This window comes from Bradyrhizobium sp. JYMT SZCCT0428 (assembly GCF_018131075.1).
Classification (GTDB): Bacteria; Pseudomonadota; Alphaproteobacteria; order Rhizobiales; family Xanthobacteraceae; genus Bradyrhizobium.
This window is the reverse complement of sequence record NZ_JAFCLS010000015.1, coordinates 16545-37645: the sequence shown is the minus strand read 5'-3', so window position 1 is coordinate 37645 and position 21101 is coordinate 16545. Positions and strand designations below refer to the sequence as shown.

The following is a 21101-nucleotide window of genomic DNA, read 5'->3' as shown; positions in this document are numbered from 1 at the left end:
GTGGTGGAGAAGGCCTGTTAGTGCGCGTTGCCGGATGGATATTGCTGATTGCCGGGGCTCTGCTTTGCGTCACGCTGGTATGGGCGACGGTTGGGTTCCTGCTGATGGGCGTCGGCCTGCTGTCACTCCTGGTGGCAGAGAACAGGCGACGGCGGGTCAGTGTCTCAACGTTAAGCCGGGCTCCGGCCGATGAGAGCATGGCGCAGCCTCCGGTTCCTGAACCGCTCGTCTCTCGCGACCCCCCGAAGCCGATAAGCCCACCGGCGGTTTCCTATGACATGCAGGCATGGCGTCAGCTTGTTGAAAGCGATGTCGATCTCGCGCGGGTAACCTCCGTGTTGGCCGACTACGGCCAGCAATATGTCGACGAGTTAGCCGGCGAATACCTGGCTGACATAGACAAGCAGCGCCTTCCCGCCATCGTTGAGGGCATCATCGGAAGAGCAAGCAAGAGTGTTGCGCCGCATGGCGATGGCAGGCTGGCTGACGACGCCAGGCCGCCCAATCCGGCTGGCAGCTCGACGACAGCCCGTCGGCCGCCGAGCCCTCTGCCGGAGTCGACATTAAAGCTTTCCGAAAAATCGCCCGATTCCGCGTCCTCGCCGGTCGAACCGGCCAGACAGGCAGCTGCCGGCACACCCGCCGAGCCGTCAACTGCAGTGGATCCTGCAGCGGGCGAGGCAGACAGCAACAAGACGATCATCAGCGCCGATGAGGAACTCACCGCCATGCTCGGCAAATTGTCTGCGGACGCGGCCACGCCAAGCAAGAGCTGAGCGCTGCCGCGGTCCAGCCATCACATTGCCGGGATCGGCCGGCCTATCTTGCATTAGCCACACTTCGACCACGAGCCGCTGGCTTGATTTGCGCACACCCGAAAACAAAACGGGAGATCGCAATGAAGCGAGACATCGGGGTGATAAGCGGCGCGACGCTCGCGATTGGCGTGGTCATGTGGGCGTTTGTGGGCAATCCGGCCAACACGAAGCGAACCAATATAGCGCAGCACGTGACCCAGACGATGGACGTTGCGCCGGAACTGAAGCAGATATCCGAGCGCAGCCCGTATATGCGGTCCGAGCGCTGACCAGTCTGGGTCGAAGCGACGAACTTTCTTGCCTCATTTCTTGCCTTGTGCCGCTTTTGCCGGCCCGGCTGCGACAGCATCTCGCACGGGCGACGTGATCGCCTTGCCTGCGAACGCAGTGAATTCATCCCCGGATGTTGCTAGGCTGCTCCAGAGATCGGTGACCCGAGTCGTTGGACGCCGTCACGTCCCAACGCGACCGGCGCGCCGTCTTTGACGACCCCCACAAAGGGGAACGTTTCTGAAATGCAGCCAGCGAGGCAGGCCATGGTGAAACCGTTTCCGTCCAAGACCCATATCGGCAACCACATGCTGCATCCGGAAACCTTGATGCTGAACTACGGCTACGATCCGCAATTGTCGGAGGGCGCCGTCAAGCCGCCGGTGTTCCTGACCTCGACCTTCGTGTTTCGGACCGCCGAAGACGGCCAGGATTTCTTCGATTTCGTCTCGGGCCGGCGCGAGCCGCCCGAGGGGATGGGCGCCGGCCTAGTCTATTCGAGGTTCAATCATCCCAACAGCGAGATCGTCGAGGACAGGCTTGCGGTCTATGAGCGCACCGAGAAATGCGCGCTGTTCTCGTCCGGCATGTCGGCGATCTCGACGGCGATCCTCGCCTTCGTCCGCCCCGGTGACGTCATTTTGCACTCGCAACCGCTGTATGGCGGCACGGAAACCCTGTTCACGAAAACGCTTGCGGGCCTCTCGATCAGCTCGGTGGGTTTTGCCGACGGCATCGACGAAGCCGCGGTGCAGCTGGCGGCGGAGGACGCCATGCGCAAGGGACGGGTTTCGATGATCTTCATTGAGACGCCGGCCAACCCCACCAACGGCCTCGTCGATATCGCGATGGTCCGCCGCGTCGCCGAGAACATCGGCGAGGCGCAGGATCACACGCCGATCGTCGCGTGCGACAATACGCTGCTCGGGCCGGTGTTTCAGCGGCCGATCGAACACGGCGCGGATCTGTCATTGTACTCGCTGACCAAATATATCGGGGGCCATTCCGACCTGATCGCGGGCGCGGCGCTCGGCTCAAAAGCCTTGATGAAGGACATCAAGGCGCTGCGCGGCGCGATCGGCACCCAGCTTGACCCGCATTCCTGCTGGATGCTTTCCAGGTCGCTTGAGACCTTGAGCATCCGCATGGAAAAGGCCGACGCCAACGCACGGCTGGTGGCGGATTTTCTGCGCGACCACGCCAAGGTGGCGCATGTCCATTACCTCGGCCATCACGATGTGAACTCGCCGGCCGGGCGTCTGTTCGCGGGGCAATGCACCGGCGCCGGCTCGACGTTCTCGTTCGACATTGTCGGCGGCCAGGCCGCCGCCTTCAAATTCCTCAATGCGCTGCAGATCTTCAAGCTGGCGGTCAGTCTCGGCGGCACCGAGTCGCTGGCCAGCCTGCCGGCGAGCATGACCCATTCCGGCGTTCCAGCCGACATCCGCCAGAAAATCGGCGTGCTCGACTCCACGATTCGGTTGTCGATCGGCATCGAGCATCCGTCCGATCTGATCGCCGATATCGCGCAGGCCCTGAACGCGGCGTAGCTGTGCGCCTCGCCTGGTGCCCGCTCGTGCCGGGGGACGACGTTCCCTCTGGGGCAGCTTGCCGCGGGCCGTGCCCAAAGCGACCTCCATGGTTAATGAAATACGATCACAATTCCTAACATCCGATCCAGCGCGAGGGTGAAACGCTCACCCACTCTGCTGTTGCTGTCGTAGAGGCAACGCGGCGTTAAGCCCTCCATGGAAATTTGCTCGGATCGGAGCAGCCTTAAGATGATCACCAGCCGCCGGGAAATTGGCAAAGCACATATCCCGTTGTGGGCGGCGGGATTTGTGGCGTTGGCTTGCGTTGCAATTCTCGCGCTAAGCGGCTGGCGCGAATGGGAGTCCCGGCAGGTCGACCTGAAGAACGCAGAAGTGGACATGGCCAATCTTGCCCGTTCGCTGACGCAGCATGCCGACGATACGTTTGACCTGGCTGACACCATTCTAACCGGAATGGTTGACCGCATGGAGACCGGCGGAACCAGCCCCGCAGCACTCGAAAAGATCCGGACGTTTCTTCAATCGCGCAAGTACAACCGGCAACGTATCCGCGGGATCTTCGTCTATGATGAAACCGGCCGCTGGCTCGCAACCACCGAAGACGTCAATCTGGCCGGTCTCAACAACGGCGATCGCGACTACTTCCAGCAACATCGCGCTTCCACCGAGCGCGGGACGCTGATCGGCCGGCCGGTCAAGAGTCGTTCGGGAGGACAATGGATCATCACCCTGTCCCGTCGCTTCAATCATCCCGATGGCAGTTTTGCCGGCGTGGTGTTGACCAGCATCGACGTGGCCTATTTCACGCAATTCTACCGGCGATTTGACATCGGACCGAACGGCTCGGTGTCGCTGTTGAATGCCGATGGCATCATGCTGGCGCGCAGCCGTGACGAAGACGGCAGCAATGTCGGACGCGATATGTCCAAGTCGCCATTGTTCCGGACCCTGAAAGACCGCCCCAGTGCCAGCGTCTATTACTTCAAATCGCCGCTGGACGGACTTGAGCGGTTGAGCTTCTACCAGCTGAGCAGCCGATATCCCATCCTGGTTCTGGCGACCAAGGCGCAGGACGATGTGCTGGAGCCATGGCGCCAGCAATCGTTCACACGGCTGGCTGTCGTCGCAGGCCTCTTGCTGGTGATTGCGCTGACCGGCTTTGCTTTCGTGCGTTACCTGCTGCAGCGCCAGCGCATGGCGGCAGCCCTTGTGGCCAAGGAGGCGGACTTTCGCCTGCTGGCCGAACAGTGCAGCGATGTGGTGATGCGTATCGGGCTGGATGAGCGGATTCTCTACGTTTCGCCATCATGCGCCCGCGTTTTCGGCCACGACCCCGCCAAGTTGCTGGGAGCGCCGGCCCTTGCGGCAATCAATGAGGAGGACCGGCTGCGGGTTGAGCAAGCCATCGCTTCATTGAAAAACGGCGAGGCCGAAGAGGCGCGGCTCATCTATCGCGTCCGTCACCGCGAGAAGAACGAAATCTGGGTCGAGACGGCGCTGCGCGTGACGCGGGCGGCCGAGACCAACAAGATCGACGGCGTGGTCGCAATCTCGCGCGACATGACGGAGCAGCAGGATTTGCAGAACAAGCTGGCGGCCCTTGCCACGTCCGATGGATTGACGGGATTGGCCAACCGACGGCATTTCGACGAGCGCCTGTCGGAGGAATGGGCGCGCGCCAGGCGCGATGGCACGCCGCTATCGCTGTTGTTGATCGACGTCGACCATTTCAAGAAATTCAATGATCACTATGGTCATCAGGCCGGAGACGCCTGCCTGCGCGCGCTGGCGCGGATCCTGGACGCGCAAATTCGCAGGCCGGCTGATCTGGCAGCCCGCTACGGCGGCGAAGAGTTCGTGCTGCTCCTGCCCAACACCGATTCGGAAGGCTGCATGCAGGTCGGCGAGAAGGTGCGTGAAGCGCTTCTTGAACTCGGCATGCTGCACGCGCTCAACCCGCCTTCCAAACTCATTACGGTCAGTCTCGGCGGTGCGACGAATGTCCCGGCCCAGAGCATGACCGAGCACGCGGCCCTGATTGCCGCAGCGGATCGGGCGCTCTATTCGGCCAAGAATGGAGGACGTGATCGGCTGGTCATGTCAGGACAAGTCGTCGCCTGGCCTGATGTCAAAAGCGCTTGATACAAGACCGCGTGAGGCGAGACGCGTCGCCATTTTCGATCTGGCGCTTGGCTGACTTCACGAAGTCTTTTTGGCCCTGACCGAATACGACAACGGCATGCGCGGCACGTCATCGGCAAGCCGCCACAGCCTTTCCGATGCCGGCACCAGGCTTGGCAGGCCGCGCCAGGGCAACACTTCGTGCTCCCTGAACATCGTAATCGTCAGTCCGGCATCAATCAGGCCGCCGAGCACGGCCGAAAGCGAGTGGATCCACTCGCGGGTCGATCGATGCGACATGATCGTGGGATCGCCGGTGTAGGTGGTCTCGTTTGCGAATTGCAGCGGCCGGTCGGCAGGCGTTTGAAAGTCGTAGGTGGGAACAAACCTGCCGGCGAATTCTTCCATCACCGTGAAGCTGGGATGCGCGTCCGCGAAATAGAGCTCGCCACCCGGCGCCAGCACGGTCGCAATGGTCTGTGCCCATTTCTTCATATCGGGCAGCCAGCAAATGGTGCCCCAGGTGGTGAAAACGAGATCGAACGGGCCGGGCGTCAGGGCAGGGGCCTGATCGACGGTCCCCTCGACGAAGTCAGCCTTCAGCCCGGTCTCATTGGAGAGGCGCCGTGCCACATCCAGCGCGGGCGGGGAAAAATCCAGCCCGGTAACCGTCGCGCCGCGCCGCACCAGGCACAGCGTGTCGCGGCCGATATGGCACTGCAGATGCAGGACGCGCTTTCCCCTGATGTCGCCGAGTTCCGCCACTTCAATCGCACTCAGCGCATCCTCGCCCGCCCGAAACCGGTCGAGCATGTATTCACCGTTGGTATCGCGTGCATGAATGACGGTGCGCTCGTCCCAGTTCCGGCGATTGATGTCGAAGGGGTCGGTCATGTCTGCTCCATCGTGATGACCCCTAACAGATTTCAATGTGCTTCGCGAATGTCCGCTTTGCGATCGTGGACGCCAAATCATTCCTCTGGCATCCTATCGAGATGTCGTTGGCCCTGATCATCCTGATCGCTCTCGCCGTGCTTTGGTTGGCGGAACGCAGCCTTGAGCATCTTACTTTGGCTGCGGCTGCGCTGTGTTTGTGCACCGCAATGCTGCTGTTTGTCGTTGGCGATCTGGAACGCGCGATCCTGTTGTCATCCATCGTGGCGGCGGCAATTTTCGGAGCATCGAGAGTCAAATATAATCACAGCGGGATCAAACTCATTGCAACCGATTTGCCGCTGGCTTTTGCGGGAACAGTTCCATTTTTATTGGTGCAGTATCCGCTTGCACTGACGGCTGCTCTGGCGGGAAGCATCACACTCATGCTGGCCGCGGTCGCGACCGTGATTTACGTGCGCGGACCGCCAGTGCCGTTTGAACTCCAGATCCTGTTTTTCGGCGTGGCTTGTATTGGCCTGGCGGCAGCCTACAAAGCGAGCGGCGGGCCGGTAACTTTCCAGCGCAATGCGGCGTTCCGCCGCTGTTTTCTTTCCAGCTTCATCGCTTCGCTGCTCAACCCGCTTTCCTGGCGGCCGTCCGGCGGGCTCGCGCTGAGCGATATCGCCAAAGACCCGCTGCCGCTGATGGCGGCGGTGCCGGCGCGCAGCCTCGACTATCCCGACATCATCGTGATCCAGCACGAGTCGATCTTCGATCCACGCCTGTTTGGTCTCCCGGTTGAGCCGATTGTCGAGTCGTTTCTGTCACCGAAAGACGGACTCCATGGCAGCCTCAACGTGGATATTTTCGGCGGAGGATCGTGGCAATCGGAATTCAGCCTGCTGACCGGCCTTTCAAGCGCGAGCTTCGGTTCGAACGCCTATTTTCTCTTCAAGCGCGGGGCCGGCCGCTTCCATAGCAGTCTTCCAGGGACGCTTTCGGCGCTTGGATACAGAACAATGCTGACTTCGAGCTGCCGTCGCAGCTTTCTCAGCTATGACAGGTTCTACCGTTCAATCGGGATCAACGAACGTCTCTTCACGGATGATTTTGAGCCGCCCTTCGACGTCGATCGTTTCGAAACCACACATTCCGATGCGTTGTTTCTGGGTGCCGCGCTCAATGCGCATATGAAAGGCATGGCCGACGATGCCTCACCTCGCTTTCTATATGCGCTGACCAACTTCAATCACGGCCCGCACAACCGAAACCTGGTTGCCGCCGGGCGCTTTGAAGGCGAGCGGGCGTTTGCTGCCGCGAGCCTTCCCGATGCACATTATACCGAGTATTACGCGCGGCTGGTCGAGACCGCCGTGACCTGGAATAAGCTCAAGTCCGAGCTTTCCTCCCGTTTTCCAAGGCGGCCGACTCTCATTGTGCACTATGGCGATCATCAGCCCGTCATGACGCGGCGGATCGAGAGAAAACTCAAGCTCGGCCCGGACGCGAGGCGGCAGTTCCGCACGTTCTACGCCATCGAAACCTTGAATGACTTCCCCGATCGAGTTCCGCGTGGACGCGGCCCGGATCTGGATATCGCCTTTCTCGGCACCGTGGCTTTGCAGCATGCCGGTCTGCCGCTGGATGAGATCTTCGCGACGCGCGCGAGCCTGCTTGATCAGTGCGGCGGCGCCTATTTCGCATCGTCGTCGGAACGGAAACGCCGGTTTCACCGTACCCTGGTTGATCTGGGCGTGATCGACGTGGCACCGGCCGTGCGATACCAGCGCTAAACCTTCCCAGCAGGGGCCCACATCGCCCGCTTGCCGAACGTCCGCTGCTGCGCCAGCAGCCTCGTCCCGTTGCGAGCTTCGCGAATGCTTGTCGCTGTGGGATACGGCCCGTGCTTGGTTGCTTCAGCAGGATTTGTTGCATACCCTCATAAGGTTCATCGTTAGCTTCCTTTCAGGCGAGATCATAGTTTAAGCGATACGGGAGAAGTTGGTGGCTGCGCGATTGCTGTTTACGAGCGCGGGTAACGGTTCGAGTAACAATTTGGCCCGCAGCATCCGGGCCGGCGCCGGCTCTTCCTTCATCGTTGGCTGCAACGACGACCAGTTCGCCCTGAAGAAATCCGACGCCGACAGGAATTACCTCGTTCCATCAGCCGATCACCCGGAATGGAGCGAGGTGCTGCGCTGGATCATGAAGACCGAACGCCTGCATCTCATCATTCCGACCGTTGATTCCGATGTCGAGAGCCTGTCGCGCGCACGGAAGACCCTCGGCGAATATCTGTTCCTGCCGAGCGAGGCCGTGCTGAGTGTTGCCCGCGACAAGTACCGTCTCGCTTCACTGTTGCGCCGCAACGGCATCGACGCGCCCGAAACCTATCCGGTGCGAGATCTGAACAACGTCACCAAAATCTTCCAGCAGCTCAAAGGCGGCAGACCGTTGTGGTGCCGGGTTCGGAGCGGGGCCGGTGCGCTCGGCGCGCTGCCGGTCCAGACCGCCGAGCAGGCACGGAGCTGGATCAGATACTGGAAGGAGATGCGCGGCGTGCCGGTCGCGGCGTTCTTGCTGTCGGAGTTTTTGCCGGGCCGCGATTTCGGCTGCCAGAGCGTCTGGAGGGACGGCGAGCTGGTGCTCGTCAAGACCTACGAACGGCTTTCCTATCTTGGCATGGGCAGCCAGCCGTCGCGGGTCTCCTCGGTGGCGGGGCTGGCCAAGACGGTCTTCGAACCGAAAGTCGTGGACACCTGCGTGCGGGCCATCAAGCTGCTTGATGCAAGGGCGTCCGGCGTTTTCAGCGTGGATCTCAAGGAGGATGTGCGCGGCATTCCCTGCATCACGGAAATCGGCGTCGGCAGGTTTACGTCTTCGACCAACATTTTCGACATGGTCGGAAAGCACAACATGGCCCGCACCATTGTTCAGCTGGCGCGAGGCCTGAAGGTCAAAATCGAAGACAGCTACGAGGCCACGCCGGACTGGTACATGATGCGAGACCTCGACAGCGCGCCGCGCATCTTCCACGCATCCCAATTCGCTGATAGCATTCGAAGTACTTGGCAAGGGGCAGCCTCGGATCGGGGCCGCCTGAAAACAACGGGAAGGGGCAAGAGCGGATGGCGTACATTCAAGTCAACAAGAAGATAAGCACCACAGGCCGTACCTATATTCGGGTGGCGGTCACGCCGAAGAGCGCCGAAGGGAAGGCGATGCTTCGTCAGTTCGTCGCGGGAGTGAAGGATTTTGAGAAAAAGTGGAAAGCGACCGCGGCCGCAAAAAAGGACCGTCTTGCAAGGGAAGCAAGAGCCAAGAAGCGAGCTGCCAAGAAAAAGAAGGCCGCCAAGAAGTAAGTCTCCCGAGATCCGGGATCCGGTCGTCACCGTGCTCGCAATCGATGGAGGCCTCGACAGCCATGAGCTCGAGGCCCTTCAACTCGAGCTGCGAGCGCTGGCCAGCGCTTGCGGACTGGAGGTCACCGCCCTGGAAGTTGCCGCCCCGGAAGCCAAGGCTGCGAAGCAGCTCCGCAAGCCAAGGCTGCGAAGCGCCGCTAGGACATGATGCGCTTAGGTCGGAGCCGATACGAAAAGGCTCCCCTCCAGGGGCGCCTTTAAGCCACCAGCGCTTGAAGCTGAACCGCCTGTTCCCGGCTATGCAAGGCAATAGCGGTGTGACTATAGAGGGCATTCGACTGAAGGGTAGCGAGGCGGTCAAGCAAACTGCCGCCCTTGACGACGTGCAGACCCATTCCCTGTTCCGAGGGGAAGATGCCCAAAACAACATCATAGGCCGCGACCACATCCCTCAATGCGGCGGCCGGGTCATTTGAGTTTTCAATGAATGTGCGAACGTCCGCCGCGAGGTCGCGCAGCTCGTCAAAATTTTCCAAAGCGGTACTCCAACGCAACTAACTGCCGGAATCTTGAATGCAGAAGATTACCGAACCATCAACAAATCCCTCGTAAGGGGGGTTTGCGCCGGATATGGCGTCTTCCTTTTCCGGCTCCCCTTTTCGAGCCTGGACTAGAGCCTGTTCCGTTCCGATGGAATCGGAACGGGGCTCTAGCTTCTTTTTTTGACGCGTTTTCTTCACGCGAACCGGTGTCCACTTCGCTGGAAAACGCTCTAGGACAATGAAGCAAGCTGCGACTGCGTCTGCTCCAGCCAGAATTGCATGCCAAGTTGCTGGAACAGGACTGCGGCCGCATTGAGGTGCTGCTCGGCGCTTCCGCTCTGGCCGGCCGATCTGTAGCGTTTTCCGAGCCCGAGGTGACATTGAGCCGCCAGGGGACGCAGCTCGAACGCCTCGGCCTTTCGGAGGGCTTCGTGAAAATTGGTTTCGCTCTCGTCGAGAGGGGAGGGGTCACTCAGTCCAAGCTCGGCAAGGAGTCGGAGCGCGTAGGCTTCAAAACCGTACTCTCCTTGTTTGCGCGCAATCAGGAGCGCTCGCCGGGCGGTTCGCTCTGCGTCGGCCGTGCGGGCGCCCTGTAGATAGGCTTCGCCCAGGCGAACCAGAATCATGGCGTGGCCACCGAGGCGATGCATGGTGTTTCCGTCGCGTTCGGTTTCTTCCAGCAGCGCGATCGCCTCGTCCGCTCGATCCGCCAGGCAATAAGCGTGCCCGAGCGCTAGGCCGATGAGCGGCAGCACCAGGGGAAGCGTCCACGAGCGGCCGAGATTGAGGGCCTGCTCAAGCACCACGATGCCTTGCGCCACGTTGCCCTGCAGCGCCAGAACGGTGCCCTTGCAGTAATAGGAAAAGGCAAGGCTGTAGACCTGGTTCGCGCTTTCGGCGATTTCGACGGCCTCCTTGGCGAAAAACGCAGCGCGTTCAAACTCGCCGAGTTCGGCGAGCGAGCACGCAAGATATCCGCGCATGAATACGCCAAGAACCCCCGTGGTGCCCATCATCTCGGTGGCAATGTCGCCGCGAAGGCGCTCAACGGCCGCGTCCAGTATCTCTGCTGCGCGACGGTGATTTCCCCTGGCGGCACACAGGGCCGCAAAATGTCCGCTCACCACCATCCGCAGCGGCAGTTCGTCGAGCTCTTCCGCGATCGCCATGGCGCGTTCGCCGGCTTCGGTGGCGGGATCGAGCTCCCCCATCAGGCGGTAATACTGACACAGGAACGATGAAGCCTGGCCAAGTCTTCGCTTGTCGCCGAGCTGCGTGGCCTGCACCTGCACCTTCTGAAGGTGATCCAGGCATCGCTCGAGGTGGCCCAGCGGGTGAAGCGAGTTGCGCAGATCGAACCGGATATCGATGGAAAGTTCGATATTCTCCCTGGTTTCGGGCACTTTCTCGAGGATGGAGAGGGCCTGTTCGAACCAGACCCGTCCGTTCTCGAGCGCCGAACGCGACAGCGCTTTCTGTCCGGCCTGCCGGAGGTATCGAACAGCTTTCTCCAGCAGCTCACCACGAACGGCATGCTGCGCCAGCCGCTCGATATGTTCGCCGAGCCGGTCCCGATACAAGGTCTCTATCGCGTTGACCAGTCGCGCATGGAGCGAGCTCCGCCGTGCCCGCAGCAGCCCATTGTAGGTCACTTCGTGCGTGAGCGCATGCGTGAATGAATATTCAACGTCCGGGTAAAGTCCGGTCTCAAAGAGAAACTCGGCCGTCTGCAAATGTTCGAGCGCATGCTCAAGTGCTTCTTCGGTGAAATCGGCCATGGGCCGAAGCACCGCCAACGGAATCTCCCGGCCCACCACGGACGCGATCTGCAGCAGATTTTTGTCGCCGGGGAGAAGCCGATCGATGCGCGCCGCCAGGATGGCCTGTACCGTGGGTGGAACCTGAATGTTTCCAATCGGGCGCATCAGCCGATAGTGACCTCGTTCTCCCGACAAGGCCTGTGTTTCCACCAGGGCACGGACAGTTTCCTCGAGAAAGAACGGATTGCCGCCGCGCCCCATAAGAAGCTGCTTGAGCGGATCAAGTTCGGGATCCCGGCCAAGCAGCACCTCCAGCAGATCATGGGTGTCATGGGTCGGCAGCGCGCTTAACCTGACCTGACGGTAGTTTGGCCTGGAGCCCCAGACATCCTGGTAGCCGGGACGATAGGTGACCAGCAGCAGCAGGCGAGCCGTACCCAGAGCGCCCGCGAGCGCGTCGAGCAATGCTTGCGTCTCGTTGTCCACCCAATGAAGGTCTTCGAAGATCAGGAGAACCGGCTGTTTGCGAGCTGCCTGCAGGATCAGGCCTCTTACGGCGTCAAGATAGCGGCGCCGGCGCTGAGCCGGATCGAGCGCGTGCCAGCCGGCGTCATCGACGGGGATGTCGAGCAGCGCCAATAGCGCGGGAAGCGTCGGTTCAAGCCCTTCGTCGAGCGCGATTGTTTTCTCGACTACCTTGCGGCGTATTTCGTGCTGCTCATCCCGGTCCTGGATCGCAAAATAGCTCTTGAGAAGCGCGACCACGGGCAAGTAGCTCGTTCCTCGTCCAAGCGAGATCGCTGTGGTCTCGAGAACCAACCAGCCAAGCAGCCGATGCGAGTGGGTGAACTCATAAAGGAGACGCGACTTGCCAACGCCGGCCTCGCCGATAACCGCGACCAATTGGCCCGCCCCGGTGGCCACCGGTTGCTGGGCACGGCGGAGCTGATCCAGTTCGGTCTCGCGGCCAACGAACTGGGTTAGCCCCCGAATGGTTGCCGCCTGCAAACGGGTGCGTGCGGGGCCTGCGCCAACGAGTTCATAGACCTCCTCGGGCTCGGCAAGTCCCTTGATCGGCATCGGACCGAGAGGCCGCGCGGTGATGTATCCTTCCGCCAAACGGATGGTCTGCGTTGTCGTCAGGATCGAGCCGGGCCGCGCCATCTGCTCCATACGAGCCGCCAGATGCGCGGTCTCGCCAACGACGGTGTATTCCATATCGAGATCTTTACTGATGGCGCAGACGACAATTTCCCCGGAGTTGATCCCAACGCGGATTTTGAGCGGCTGTTCGGCACGATCCGCCATTTCTGCGGCAGATTCCTGTATCATCAGCGCGGCGTAGCAAGCGCGCACGGCATGATCCTCGTGGGCCAATGGCGCGCCGAAGATCGCCATGATCCCGTCACCCAAAAGCCTGTTGACCGTCCCCTCATAGTAATGGACGGCTTCAATCATCTGCTCGAGCACGGGATTGAGGATCGCCTGCGCGCTCTCGGGATCCCGGCCGTAGATCAGTTCCAATGACCCCGTGATATCAGCGAACAGCACGCTGACCTGCTTGCGCTCGCCCTCGACTTCGGCTCTGGCCGTGAGGATCCTTTCGGCGAGGTGGCGCGGGGTCGGCGGTCTCAGCGCCAAAGAGCGCGAAGACAAGAACGTCGGCACACTCCGGCCCGTGGGGTGACCGCAATGCGAGCAGAACTTGGCCGTGGGTGAATACTGGGCGCCGCAATTCGTGCAAGCAGGTGCCAGGGCGAAAGCGCATTCCTCGCAGAATTTCGCTTCCGCGCTGTTTTCGTGCTGGCAACCCGGGCAGATCATTTGAGCTTCCAGGAAAAAATAGGGTAATCGAAAAATCGGGCAATCAAAGGTAGCGTCCAGCACCACTGGCAACAAGTCAGTATTTCGGGTGTAGCTCAATTGGCGAAGGCGGCCGTCCGAGGGGGAATTCGGATTGAGCCGGCACCGCGAAGCACCACCAGTGATATGATCTCCTACGTGGGGTGAGAATCGTCGAGCGAGAGTTGGTTATTGGCAGGAGTCAACAGGCTGGAGGTCACGTGACAGATCGGACAGTGGGTATCATCGGACTGGGCATCATGGGGGGCGCCATCGCCCGCAACCTCGCCACGCGCGGCTGGGCCGTCGTCGGATTCGACACCGAGCCGGCGCGCAGGAGCGAGCTTGCGCTTGCCGGCGTTGATATCGTCGATGGCACCAGCGCCGTCGCCGCCCGCGCCTCGACGATCATGACGAGCCTGCCCAACGCCGGGGCTGCCCATGCGGTTGCTGCGGAAATCGCCGCGTCTGCGCAGGGTGAGCGCATCGTCGTCGAACTCAGTACGTTCACCATCGCTGACAAGGTGCGCTTCAAGCAACTTCTCGAGCCTGCAGGTCATGTCGCGCTCGACTGTCCACTCAGCGGCACCGGTGCCCAGGCTGCGGTCCGGGACCTCGTCGTCTATGCGAGCGGCGCTAAAGCCGCGATTGCGCGCTGTGGCGGTCTGTTTGCCGACTTTGCCAAGCAAAGTGCCGATCTCGGGGAATACGGCAATGGCAGCCGGATGAAGTTCGTCGCCAATCACCTGGTCGCCATTCACAACGTTGCCTCGGCGGAAGCGATGTTGCTCGCGGAACGGGCCGGCCTCGATTTGAACCAGGTGATCGAGATGATCGCTCCCGGCGCGGGCGGTTCACGGATGTTTCAGATGCGGGCCCCGATGATGGCAAGCCGCCTCTATGAGCCGGCAACGATGCGGATCTCGACCTGGAAAAAGGACATGGCCATTATCGCGGAGTTCGCCAGCGAGGTCGGCTGTGAAACGCCGCTCTTTGCGATGACGCAACCGGTTTACACCCAGGCCATGGCGATGGGATTGGGCGATCAGGATACGGCCGCGGTGTTCGAAGTGTTGAAGGCGGGCGGCCCGTAACGGGTCAGCGCCGAACGGCCGCCTGGCGCCCGGACTGTGCCTTTGTGCGAGCCAGGCCTCGCGTTGCTTCCGCTGGTTTCAGGCGCATTTCCCCGTCGTCGCGTTAGCATCAACCTGTTCTTTTGAGGCGACGTTACTCCGGCCCAACCCCCAACGGTTTTCCTTTCAGCCAGCCAGCACCTTGAGCGTAGAGACGCTCGACCTCCGGACCCGTCAGTCCGGGCATGTCTCGCTTCACCGGATATCCAATGCCGGTCTGCAAATAGGCGAGGTGGCGATAGCCGATGGGAAAGCTCATCAGCCGATCGCGATCCAACTGGAGGGAGGCGGAGGGATCAACGGGATCAATCCGATCCTTCTCGTAAATCGGCTGACGCAGAACGACGCCCCATTGATCGCCTCGCTTCTCAAGAAAATCGTAGAAGCGCCCGGTGCAGACGACATCGCAATCGACACCGTCGACCGACGCACGCTGGCTGATTGTCATCTTGGTCTGTCCAATCGCGCGCGTACCCGCGATATCGATCGAGATCCCGCCAAGGAAATGCAGAATGCGGACGCCGCGCTCAAAACCCTCTCGGCTTACCGCAATGAACTCGTCGGCGGTGCCCTGGAACCAGGTTGCCATCATGCGCCCGTCGTCGTGCCAGACGGTGCGGAAGCGTTCCCAGTCGCCGGCATCGCGCCAAATCGCCCAGTTTTCAAGTACTTCGCGGATCGCCAACCGGTCGGCTGTCTCTGTGGAAAAAGTCATTGTTCACCCTCACCGTTCGCTAACTTGTTTCTTGGTCGGAATAGTTCATATATATAAACAATTCACAAGGGCAGAAGGCATTATGCGGCGGATGTCACTCGCTCATTTGACGGTCCTTGATGCCGATCCCATCGGCCTGATCGATGCCGGCAAAGAAGGCGGGTTCGACGCGGTCGGATTGCGGGTCGTCCCACCACTGCGCGGTGACACGATCATCCCCGTTGTCGGGGATGCAGCACTTCAAAAGCGCATCAAGCAGCGCCTTGGCGATACCGACATGGAAATCCTCGACATCGAGGCCATCTGGATTCAGCCTGACACCAATGTCGCCTCATTACGCGGAGCACTGGAAGTCGGTCGTGATCTAGGCGCCCGGTATGTTCTGACCGTCGGATTTGACGAAAACCGCCAGCGCCTTGCCGAGAATTTCGGTGCATTCTGCGAACTTGCCCATTCGTGCGGGTTGCGCACCATGCTGGAGTTCATTCCATATGCGACCATCGGCACGCTCGCAGAAGCGCACCAGTTGCTTCAATCCGTAAAGCCTGACAACGCCGGGCTGTTGGTCGACGCGCTTCATCTCAGCAGGTCTGGTGGCCATCCCCGCGACATTGCAGGCTACGATCCGTCGCTGTTTTCATACATACATCTTTGCGACGCCCGCGCGAATGTTCCTTCACCTGGTGAAATCAAGGCGGAGGCGCGGGGCGGACGAATGTACCCTGGTAACGGTGAGCTCTGGCTCGATGCATTCCTGGATGCGTTTTCGGACGGGACCCCGGTTGGCGTTGAGGCCCCAGATGCTTCGCTGGCCACTCTGCCCGTGATCGAGCGGGCGCGCCTTGCCGGGGCCGCGACTCGTGACTTGCTCCGTCAGCACGACGGTTCAGCATCATGAACGGTCCGCTCGAGCATTCGCCCACCGCGGTAAAATCAGCGGACCGGGTCCTGGACTTGTTCGAGTTGCTTGCTCGCCGCAGCAATGGGCTCCCTCATCAGGAGATAGCCGAGGCGCTCGATATTCCAAAGAGCAGCCTGACGCAGTTACTCAAGACGGTTATTAGCCGCGGTTACGTTTCCTACTCTGGCAGCGACAAGCACTATCATCTTGGCGACCGCTTCACGAGCATCGTACGCCAGATATCTCGACCGTTGGACCTGGTGACGCAGGCGCTTCCGATTCTGGAGGAGATCACCGCCAAGACGCGCGAATCCTCGGCCCTCAATCTGCTGAAGGGGAATCAGGCTGAAGTTGTCGCGACTGTCAGCGGTTCGCAACGGCTTGGGTCACATATGCGGACGGGCGACTTGGCTCCGCTCTATGCGACTTCCGGCGGCAAAATCATCCTGGCGCACATGCCGGACGCATTACGGGAAAAGTATTTGGCGAAGGTCGAGTTCGAAGCCGCGACCAAGAAAACGATCTCCTCGGTAAAAGAGCTGCGACGTCAGCTCGTCAAGGCAAGGCAAACAGGGATCGCCTATGCCTTCGAAGAATTCACACCGGGAATCGTGGGATTGGCCAAGGCCATTTTGTCCGAGGGCGGCGAGCCGCTTGGTTCAATAAACGTCGCGCTTCCGGCCGTTCGATTTGACTCGAAGATCGAGAAGTTGGTGACGGAGGCGCTGACAGAGGCCAAGCTTGAGCTGGAGCGCCGCATCCGCTTTTGATATTGGCCGCGCGGCAGTCCGGTCGCACGATACACCCCAAACCAAGGGATAGCCGGCTCCATCCCAACCGGGTAGCGGCAGGCTACCTCGGGACGGCCGAACCATACCCGCGTGCAATGGTGCTCGCCGACGCGTCGCGCTACCAATCCAGCACGACGGAATGCAAAGCAACGGAACAGGACCCCCGAGCCGGCAGTTGCAAGACAAGGTCGGCGGCGTAATGCCCGCCGGCCTTTTTCTTTTCATCGCGCGGCACGCCGAATTTCTCGCCATCGTGCGATTCATGATGCGTTCCTGATTGCCTGCATCGAACGCCCGCCTTGCGCACCAGCAGCAGCCACTCGGCCCGGTGGAACGGCACCACTTCCGTGGAAGGAACAAACTTCAGAACTCGGCCGTTTTACATACCACTTTCCGATCAACCAATCGTCCAGCTACTATCGGTCCCGTGGCCCGACCCTGCCTTCCGGACAAGAGAAGGCGTTGGGGCATGCGTTGTGGTTCCCAGGGAGAACAAAGATGGCCATCGTCAACGAACCGCTTTCACGCCATGCGCTCGCCTTCGTTCTTGCGGGCGGTCGTGGAAGCCGGCTCCTGGAGCTGACCGACAGGCGCGCCAAGCCGGCGGTCTATTTCGGCGGAAAATCGCGCATCATCGATTTTGCCCTCTCCAACGCGGTGAACTCCGGAATTCGCCGGATCGCGGTTGCAACCCAATACAAGGCCCACAGCCTGATCAGGCACCTGCAGATGGGCTGGAATTTCTTTCGCCCGGAGCGCAACGAGAGTTTCGATATCCTGCCGGCGAGCCAGCGCGTCTCGGAGACCAACTGGTACCTCGGAACGGCGGACGCGGTTTATCAGAACATCGACATCATCGAGTCGCACGATGCCAGGTTCATCGTGCTGCTCGCCGGAGATCACATCTACAAGATGGACTATGAGCGCATGCTGAAGCAGCACGTCGAACAGCGCGCCGACGTCACCATCGGCTGCCTGGAAATGCCGCGCGCGGAATCCAGCGGCTTCGGGATCATGGACGTGGACGACGATGGCATCGTGAAATCCTTTCTCGAGAAGCCGGCCGATCCGCCGCCGATGCCCGGCAAGCCCGACAAGTCATTGGCCAGCATGGGGATCTATGTTTTCGACTCGAAATTCCTGTTCGACGAGTTGCGGCGCGACGCGAACGACCCGAATTCGAGCCATGATTTCGGCAAGGATATGATACCCTACCTCGTCAAGAACGGCCGGGCGGTAGCGCACCAATTCTCGACCTCCTGCGTCAGGTCCGACGGCGATCCACGGAGCTATTGGCGGGACGTCGGAACTGTCGATGCCTACTGGGCCGCCAACATCGATCTCACCGACGTTCTACCCGAACTTGATATTTACGACCGTGCATGGCCGATCTGGACCCATGCCGAGATCACGCCGCCCGCCAAATTCGTTCACGATGAGCAGGATCGGCGGGGACAGGCGGTGACTTCGTTGGTCTCCGGAGGATGCATCATCTCCGGCGCCGCATTGCGCCGCTCCCTGCTGTTCACCGGGGTGCACGTCAATTCCTATGCAAACATGGAAAATGCCGTCGTCATGCCTTATGTGAATGTGGGCCGGTATGCGCGGTTGAAGAATGTCGTGATCGATCGCGGTGTTCGAATCCCGGAAGGTCTCGTGGTCGGCGAAGATCCCGAACTCGATGCGAAACGGTTTCGAACCACGGCGCAGGGTATCACGCTGATCACGCAACCGATGATCGACAGGCTGGATGCATGACGGAGCTTCGCGTCCTTGCGGTCGCCTCTGAAATCTATCCGATCGTCAAGACAGGAGGTCTTGCCGACGTCGTCGGCGCGCTCCCGGTTGCGCTACAAGCGCATGGCATCGAAACGCGGACTCTGGTGCCGGGATATCCCGATGTCATCAAGGGGCTGACGGTCGCGGAGGAGTTCCTCCATGTGCCGGAGTTTTTTGGCGGTCCGGCCCGCTTGCTCGGTCGCGTGCATGGCAACCTCAATTTGCTCGTGCTCGACGCGCCGCATCTCTTTGCGCGGCCCGGCAACCCCTACGTCACCCCTGATGGCAAGGACTGGCCTGATAACGGCGTGCGCTTTGCCGCGCTTTCGAAGATGGCGGCAGAAATCGGCCAGGGCGCCATTCCGTCGTTCGTGCCTGATGTGGTGCATGCCCATGACTGGCAGGCTGGCCTCGCGCCTGCCTATTTGCACCTCACCCATCAGCGCCGGCCCGCCACCGTGATGACGGTCCACAATCTGGCCTATCAGGGCAAGTTTCCGCATCACATGCTCGGTGCGTTTGGCTTGCCACCCGAGTCTTTCTCGATTCACGGCGTCGAATATTATGGTGAGATCAGCTTCCTGAAAGCGGGCCTGCAATTCTCCGATCGCATCACGACGGTTTCGCCGACCTATGCGCGCGAGATTCAGACAGATGAGGGAGGCATGGGGCTGGGTGGGTTGCTGCGCGAACGGTCACAGGTCCTGAGCGGCATCCTCAACGGCATCGATATGTCGGTCTGGAATCCGGAAACCGACCCCGACATCGCCGCGCGTTTCAGCGCGACCGAGCTGGATCCCCGTGCGGCGAATAAATCGGCCCTGCAGCGCCGGTTTGGTCTTGATCCATCGTCAAACGCCCTGCTGCTCGGCGTGGTGAGCCGGCTGTCCTGGCAAAAGGGGCTGGATATCCTCTTGGAGAACCTCCCGACCATCCTCGGTGAGGGGATGCAACTTGTCCTGCTCGGGAGCGGAGAGGCGGGCCTCCAGCATGCTTATCAGGCCGCCGCAAAGGCGCATCCGGGGCGGATAGCGGTTCTGATCGGCTACGACGAAGCTATCGCCCACCTCATTCAAGCCGGCGCCGACGCCCTGGTCGTGCCGTCGCGCTTCGAACCATGCGGCCTGACCCAGCTTTGCGCCTTGCGATATGGCGCCGTCCCGATCGTATCGCAGGTCGGCGGCCTTGCGGACACCGTCATTGACATAGGTGAGGCCGGTGGCGCTGCAACCGGCTTGAAGTTTGGACCCGTCACGGCCGAAGCCCTCGCTGGCGCCCTGCAACGAGCCAATATCCTGTGGCACGATCAGCAAGCCTGGCGAAGGTTGCAATACAATGGCCTGTCGACGGATGTGTCATGGCGCAATCGGGCGAGCCGCTACGCTGCCCTGTACCGCGATGTCGTCGCGTCCCGCCGGAATCAATAGCGCCGCATTGGCTGGACGGCCGCTTTAGCGTCGTCGGCGCGGCGACGCGCCCGGCGCTATCGGTTGGTCGCCATTCGATATCGGCAGATTGACCCGCACGGGGACAGTATCCATATGGGAAGCAAGAATCGGATGAAGCCAGCCGTTTCGGACTAGCAAGCATGCGGCCTTGTAGCTCGGGCGGCGTCATTTCAAGTGGTTTCGTTCGGGAGTTTTCATGACTGCACTGTCTATCCTCGATCTCGTCCGCGTCACCGAAGAGACCGATGCGCGCGGCGCGCTCTATAACGCCCGCGATGTCGCGGTTCATGCCGAGGTTTGGGGCTATCGCCGCATCTGGGTGGCGGAGCATCACAACATGGCCGGCATCGCGAGCGCCGCGACCTCGGTCGTGATCGGTCATATCGCAGCGGGAACAAAGACCATCCTCGTCGGTGCGGGCGGCATCATGCTCCCGAACCATGCACCCTACGTCATCGCCGAGCAGTTCGGCACGCTGGCGCGGCTGTTTCCCGGCCGCATCGACCTTGGGCTCGGCCGCGCGCCCGGCACCGACCAGCTCACGCTGCGCGCCTTGCGCCGCACGCCTGAAGCGGCCGAAAATTTTCCGCAGGACGTTCTGGAGGTGCAGGCGTTCCTGGCGCCGGCTGGTCCCAATCAGCGCATCCAGGCGGTGCCGGCGGCCGGAACGGAAGTGCCGCTATGGATTCTGGGATCGAGCAATTTCGGCGCGATGCTGGCGGGCGAACTCGGGCTTCCCTATGCCTTCGCCTCGCACTTTGCGCCCGAGCTCCTGATCCCGGCGCTGCAGATCTACCGCAGCCGCTTCAAGCCGTCCGAGCAGCTCGACCGTCCTTACGCGATGGTCGGCGTCAACATCATCGCCGCCGACAGCGATGACGAAGCGCGCCGGCTGGCGACGACGCAGCAGATGTCCTTCACTAACATCTTCCGCGGTGCGCGCGGCCTCAGCCAGCCGCCGATCGACGACATCGAGAGCTATTGGTCGCCGGCGGAAAAGAGGCAGGCGATGGGCATGCTCGCGCGCTCCATCATCGGATCGCCCGAGACTGTTCGCGCCGGCATCGATGCGCTCGTTGCGGAAACCGGCGCCGACGAACTCATGATCGTGTCCGATGTCTACGATCACGCCAAGCGGCTGCGCTCTTTCGAACTGATCGCGCGCGCCGCAGGGATCGCAGCTCGCTGAA

General features: G+C 61.1%; 18 protein-coding genes. 13 read left to right on the top strand and 5 right to left on the bottom strand.

Features of this window, described 5'->3' with window-relative positions:
- Positions 1-20 precede the first annotated feature (20 nt).
- From JQ575_RS17175 to JQ575_RS17160, 4 genes are all read left to right on the top strand, one after another.
- Positions 21-776 carry a hypothetical protein gene (locus JQ575_RS17175; protein WP_212034413.1) on the top strand — a complete coding sequence of 252 codons (756 nt, stop codon included), beginning with the start codon at positions 21-23 and terminating at the stop codon, positions 774-776.
- A gap of 122 nt (positions 777-898) precedes the next feature.
- On the top strand, positions 899-1087 hold the full coding sequence (locus JQ575_RS17170) for a hypothetical protein (RefSeq protein ID WP_212034412.1): 189 nt from the start codon (positions 899-901) through the stop codon (positions 1085-1087).
- 267 nt (positions 1088-1354) lie between these two features.
- A complete protein-coding gene (locus JQ575_RS17165) occupies positions 1355-2638 on the top strand; it encodes a cystathionine gamma-synthase family protein (protein WP_212034411.1) in 1284 nt (427 codons plus the stop codon).
- 231 nt (positions 2639-2869) lie between these two features.
- A complete protein-coding gene (locus tag JQ575_RS17160; RefSeq protein ID WP_212034410.1) occupies positions 2870-4783 on the top strand; it encodes a diguanylate cyclase in 1914 nt (637 codons plus the stop codon).
- A gap of 57 nt (positions 4784-4840) precedes the next feature.
- Here JQ575_RS17160 and JQ575_RS17155 read toward each other — a convergent pair whose 3' ends face one another.
- Positions 4841-5656 (bottom strand): bifunctional 2-polyprenyl-6-hydroxyphenol methylase/3-demethylubiquinol 3-O-methyltransferase UbiG, encoded by an 816-nt coding sequence (locus tag JQ575_RS17155; protein ID WP_212034409.1) that lies wholly within the window; start codon positions 5654-5656, stop codon positions 4841-4843.
- Between the two features lie 107 nt (positions 5657-5763).
- Between JQ575_RS17155 and JQ575_RS17150 the strand changes: the two genes are divergently transcribed.
- The 3 genes from JQ575_RS17150 (at position 5764) to JQ575_RS17140 (ending at position 9000) form a co-directional block, all read left to right on the top strand.
- On the top strand, positions 5764-7431 hold the full coding sequence (locus tag JQ575_RS17150) for a sulfatase-like hydrolase/transferase (RefSeq protein ID WP_212034408.1): 1668 nt from the start codon (positions 5764-5766) through the stop codon (positions 7429-7431).
- Between the two features lie 211 nt (positions 7432-7642).
- Entirely contained in the window at positions 7643-8797 is a 1155-nt protein-coding gene (locus tag JQ575_RS17145; RefSeq protein WP_212034407.1) for a hypothetical protein, read from the top strand.
- On the top strand, positions 8767-9000 hold the full coding sequence (locus tag JQ575_RS17140) for a hypothetical protein (RefSeq protein ID WP_192737929.1): 234 nt from the start codon (positions 8767-8769) through the stop codon (positions 8998-9000). Before JQ575_RS17145 ends, JQ575_RS17140 begins: the two co-directional genes overlap by 31 nt.
- Positions 9001-9257: 257 nt before the next feature.
- Here the strand turns inward: JQ575_RS17140 and JQ575_RS17135 are convergent, their stop codons facing one another.
- Positions 9258-9536, bottom strand: a complete 279-nt coding sequence (locus JQ575_RS17135; RefSeq protein ID WP_212034406.1) for a hypothetical protein — start codon at positions 9534-9536, stop codon at positions 9258-9260.
- A 236-nt stretch (positions 9537-9772) separates the two neighbouring features.
- Positions 9773-13225, bottom strand: a complete 3453-nt coding sequence (locus JQ575_RS17130) for an AAA family ATPase (protein WP_212034405.1) — start codon at positions 13223-13225, stop codon at positions 9773-9775.
- Between the two features lie 83 nt (positions 13226-13308).
- On the opposite strand from JQ575_RS17130, the gene JQ575_RS17125 reads away from it, so the two are divergent.
- Positions 13309-14238, top strand: a complete 930-nt coding sequence (locus JQ575_RS17125; RefSeq protein WP_212034404.1) for an NAD(P)-dependent oxidoreductase — start codon at positions 13309-13311, stop codon at positions 14236-14238.
- A gap of 133 nt (positions 14239-14371) precedes the next feature.
- Here JQ575_RS17125 and JQ575_RS17120 read toward each other — a convergent pair whose 3' ends face one another.
- A complete protein-coding gene (locus JQ575_RS17120) occupies positions 14372-14992 on the bottom strand; it encodes a nuclear transport factor 2 family protein (protein ID WP_212034403.1) in 621 nt (206 codons plus the stop codon).
- Positions 14993-15074: 82 nt separating this feature from the next.
- On the opposite strand from JQ575_RS17120, the gene JQ575_RS17115 reads away from it, so the two are divergent.
- Positions 15075-15890 (top strand): sugar phosphate isomerase/epimerase, encoded by an 816-nt coding sequence (locus tag JQ575_RS17115; RefSeq protein WP_212034402.1) that lies wholly within the window; start codon positions 15075-15077, stop codon positions 15888-15890.
- Positions 15887-16663 carry an IclR family transcriptional regulator gene (locus JQ575_RS17110; RefSeq protein WP_212034401.1) on the top strand — a complete coding sequence of 259 codons (777 nt, stop codon included), beginning with the start codon at positions 15887-15889 and terminating at the stop codon, positions 16661-16663. The genes JQ575_RS17115 and JQ575_RS17110 overlap by 4 nt, the downstream gene beginning before the upstream one ends.
- Before the next feature lie 139 nt (positions 16664-16802).
- Here JQ575_RS17110 and JQ575_RS17105 read toward each other — a convergent pair whose 3' ends face one another.
- Entirely contained in the window at positions 16803-17024 is a 222-nt protein-coding gene (locus JQ575_RS17105; protein ID WP_212034400.1) for a hypothetical protein, read from the bottom strand.
- A 158-nt stretch (positions 17025-17182) separates the two neighbouring features.
- Between JQ575_RS17105 and glgC the strand changes: the two genes are divergently transcribed.
- The 3 genes from glgC to JQ575_RS17090 all read left to right on the top strand — a co-directional run bounded on the left by glgC (position 17183) and on the right by JQ575_RS17090 (position 21100).
- The gene (gene glgC / locus JQ575_RS17100; protein WP_212034399.1) at positions 17183-18442 is read left to right on the top strand and encodes a glucose-1-phosphate adenylyltransferase; all 1260 of its coding nucleotides are present in this window, start codon (positions 17183-17185) and stop codon (positions 18440-18442) included.
- Positions 18439-19890, top strand: a complete 1452-nt coding sequence (gene glgA / locus JQ575_RS17095; protein WP_212034398.1) for a glycogen synthase GlgA — start codon at positions 18439-18441, stop codon at positions 19888-19890. Before glgC ends, glgA begins: the two co-directional genes overlap by 4 nt.
- Before the next feature lie 217 nt (positions 19891-20107).
- Entirely contained in the window at positions 20108-21100 is a 993-nt protein-coding gene (locus JQ575_RS17090) for an LLM class flavin-dependent oxidoreductase (RefSeq protein ID WP_212034397.1), read from the top strand.
- Position 21101 lies beyond the last annotated feature (1 nt).